At 51.9% G+C, this 2,955-nt stretch carries 4 protein-coding genes; all 4 read left to right on the top strand.

The window, feature by feature from the left end; genetic code table 11:
* The coding region (gene ehuB / locus A3AY_RS36215) for an ectoine/hydroxyectoine ABC transporter substrate-binding protein EhuB (RefSeq protein WP_018328729.1) at positions 1–820 on the top strand (820 nt) is incomplete at its 5' end.
* A 112-nt stretch (positions 821–932) separates the two neighbouring features.
* Positions 933–1,718, top strand: a complete 786-nt coding sequence (gene ehuA, locus A3AY_RS0126630; protein ID WP_018328728.1) for an ectoine/hydroxyectoine ABC transporter ATP-binding protein EhuA — start codon at positions 933–935, stop codon at positions 1,716–1,718.
* Positions 1,719–2,375 (top strand): ectoine/hydroxyectoine ABC transporter permease subunit EhuC, encoded by a 657-nt coding sequence (gene ehuC, locus A3AY_RS0126625; RefSeq protein ID WP_018328727.1) that lies wholly within the window; start codon positions 1,719–1,721, stop codon positions 2,373–2,375. It abuts the gene before it with no gap.
* A gap of 1 nt (position 2,376) precedes the next feature.
* On the top strand, positions 2,377–2,955 hold a 579-nt coding region (gene ehuD / locus A3AY_RS0126620), incomplete at its 3' end, for an ectoine/hydroxyectoine ABC transporter permease subunit EhuD (RefSeq protein WP_026203858.1).

Below are 2,955 nucleotides of genomic sequence, written 5' to 3'. Positions count from 1 at the left end.
GGCACTTGCCACCTTTGCAGCCATAACAACGGTGTTTGGTTATCCGGCAATCACGAGAGCTGAAGCGCTTGATTACGCGAAAGAAAATGGCGTGACCATCGCAGTTGCCAACGAGCCGCCGTACATGCAGATGAACCCGGATGGTACACCGGGAGGCTGGGGTCCAGAAATGGATGCTGCCGTTCTTAAAGAGGCTGGCGTCACTCAGTTCTCGGGACAACTCATGGAATACGGCGCAATGATACCTGCACTGCAGTCCAATCGCGCAGATTTAGCATCGAGCGGAGCTCTCTATATAAAGCCCGAGCGTTGCCAAGCCGTCCTCTTCTCCGACCCCGTCTCTTGCAGCGGTGAAAGTTTGATTGTCGCGGCAACGTTGCTCGAAAAGGTCAAAACATATGATGACGTCGCGAAACAAGGCCTGAAAATAGGCGTATGCGGCGGTTGCACGGAGCAGAAGTTGGCCCTTGAAGCCGGCGTAAAGGAAGATGACATAGTTGTATTTCCGGACGGCGCCAGCGGCATAAAACTTCTCGAGGATGGGCGGATTGACGTATTTGCCAATGATTCCGGGACGACGGCAAATCTATTCAAAAGGCTTGACGCTGCAAACTGGCACTATGTTCGCATCGAGAACATCAGGTCCTGCGGTGGGGCAGCATTCAACAAGAATAGCGCCGAGTTGCGCGACGCGTACAATCACGGCCTCCGCAAGATCAGAGCTAATGGCACTTACATGGAGATCATGAAGAAGTACGGCTTGCAAGAGGACGCTCGCGATATAGAAAAGGCCAGCACACAGCAACTATGTGAAAAGTAAGCTCCCACAATAGCAGCTCGAAGATAATATTTGTCGCTGACTCTCTGCATCGATTCCAGCCAAACCGTGGTTGGTGCACTGCGGTTTGACGTAATACTTCAGGAGACTACGAATGACTCGCGCGATGGTGCAGTTCGATAATGTATGCAAGCGCTATGGCGCGTACGAAGTTTTGAGCAATCTAAGTTTTAAGGTTGCCTCGGGTGAGAAGTTGGCGTTGATCGGTGCGTCCGGCTCTGGCAAGACCACTATCCTTCGAATCCTCATGACTCTTGAGAAGATCGAGGAGGGCAGTGTTCTTGTAAACGGAGGACCACTCTGGAGCCCCGAAACCTTGAGCCTTCGGCGCAGCCAACGCGAGGCTCATCTTCACAAGATGCGGCAAAATATCGGTATGGTATTTCAGCAGTTTAATCTTTTTCCACATATGACGGTTTTGCGCAACGTAACGATCGCTCCCATTCTCAACCAGGGACTTGCAGAGCCAGAAGCAATCGCCTTGGCTATGGACCTGCTTAAGATGGTCGGCATGGATCATAAGGCAAAGGCACTACCGGCTGAATTGTCCGGTGGGCAGAAGCAGCGTGTCGCTATCGCGCGTGCCCTTGCTCTAAAACCAAAAATTATGCTGTTCGACGAGGTGACGTCGGCCCTCGACCCCGAACTTGTCGAGGAAGTTCTCAATGTTATGCGCAGGCTGGCAGTGGAGACTGACATGACAATGCTTCTCGTCACTCATGAGATGAGCTTCGCTCGGGATTTTGCTGATCGCGTGCTTTTCTTGGATAGCGGGCGCATCGTGGAAGAGGGACCGCCTCAAGTGATATTCAGCGATCCGCAGCAGGATCGAACCAAGCAATTCCTTCGTAAGATTGTCGCTGCGGGGCTTAGTATTTGAATGTCTGGTTCGATCGAGTTTCTTCCGGCGATCTTGTCGGGAGTGGTTCTAACAATTCAGCTCACTGTGTGTGGAACCTTGCTCGCCTTAGTCACAGCTTTCGCTTTGGGCTTCGCGCGACTCACCAACTTTAGCTGGCTACGTCTCGCAGCCAGACTTTTTATGGAGTTCTTCCGGGGCACCTCCATGGTCGTACAGCTCTTTTGGGCCTATTTTGTACTGCCCCTTTTCGGTCTGTCGTTGACACCATTCGAAGCAGGAGTGCTTGTCCTTGGCCTCAACTCAGGCGCTTATATGTCCGAAATCGTCCGAGGTGGTATGCTTGCCCTACCGCTCGAGCAGTTTGAAGCATGTATCGCGTTGAACTTTGGCCGTTGGCACAGGCTAAGATACATACTTTTGCCCCAAGCTTTGCCGCTGATGGTGCCTCCCTTCTCAAACAGTGCGATTGAGATCTTGAAGTCGACCTCGGTGGTGTCTCTGATCTCTCTTTCGGAGATAACTTTCCGGGCCCAAACCGTGCGAGCTCAAACAGGCGATTCACTTGTACCCTTTATAACAATCCTGATCGTTTACCTGGGTCTGGCGGTAATGATGTCACGGATTATGCGGTTGGTCGAACGTCGCCTCCGCCCCACATCAAGCGTTAGGACCTAACATGGAATGGGATTGGGAATTTGCTCGGGAAATTCTGCCAAAGCTCATCGACGGCGTTAAAATAACCGTCTACGCAAGCATATTGGCTTCAATAGTTGCACTATTGCTTGGTCTTGCTTTGGCAGTCGCAATGCGTTCGGCACATCCGATGGTGGCTTCCGCGGTCCGGGCTTGCATCGAGTTCATTCGAGGAACCCCGCTGCTTGTGCAGCTATACTTCACATTCTACGTGCTACCTGACGTGGGAATCTATCTCAGCCCGCTCATGGCTGGCGTACTTACTCTCGGCATTCACTATTCGAGTTATACGTCAGAAGTCTATCGCGCCGGCATCGATAACGTCGACCGAGGTTTATGGGAAGCTTCAACGGCCTTAAACCTGACACGTACGCAGACGTGGCGGTATGTTATCATTCCTCAGGCCGTGCCCCCTATGGTGCCAGTGCTTGGTAACTACATTGTTGCGATGTTCAAGGAAACCCCATTGCTTTCGATGATCACGGTCATCGAATTAATGGGACAAGCGCGAATTATTGCGAATATCAACTATCGGTACTTCGAGCCAATGACGCTGGTTGGA

The sequence above is a fragment of the Rhizobium giardinii bv. giardinii H152 genome (assembly GCF_000379605.1).
Lineage (GTDB): Bacteria > Pseudomonadota > Alphaproteobacteria > Rhizobiales > Rhizobiaceae > Pararhizobium > Pararhizobium giardinii.
The sequence above is the reverse complement of the archived record's forward strand: the minus strand, read 5'-3'. Positions and strand labels throughout refer to the sequence as shown.

What these genes read in the sequence shown, in the direction of transcription:
- ehuA (WP_018328728.1), top strand. Translation starts at nt 933, where the DNA reads ATGACTCGCGCGATGGTGCAGTTCGATAATGTATGCAAGCGCTATGGC.
- ehuC (WP_018328727.1), top strand. Translation starts at nt 1,719, where the DNA reads ATGTCTGGTTCGATCGAGTTTCTTCCGGCGATCTTGTCGGGAGTGGTT.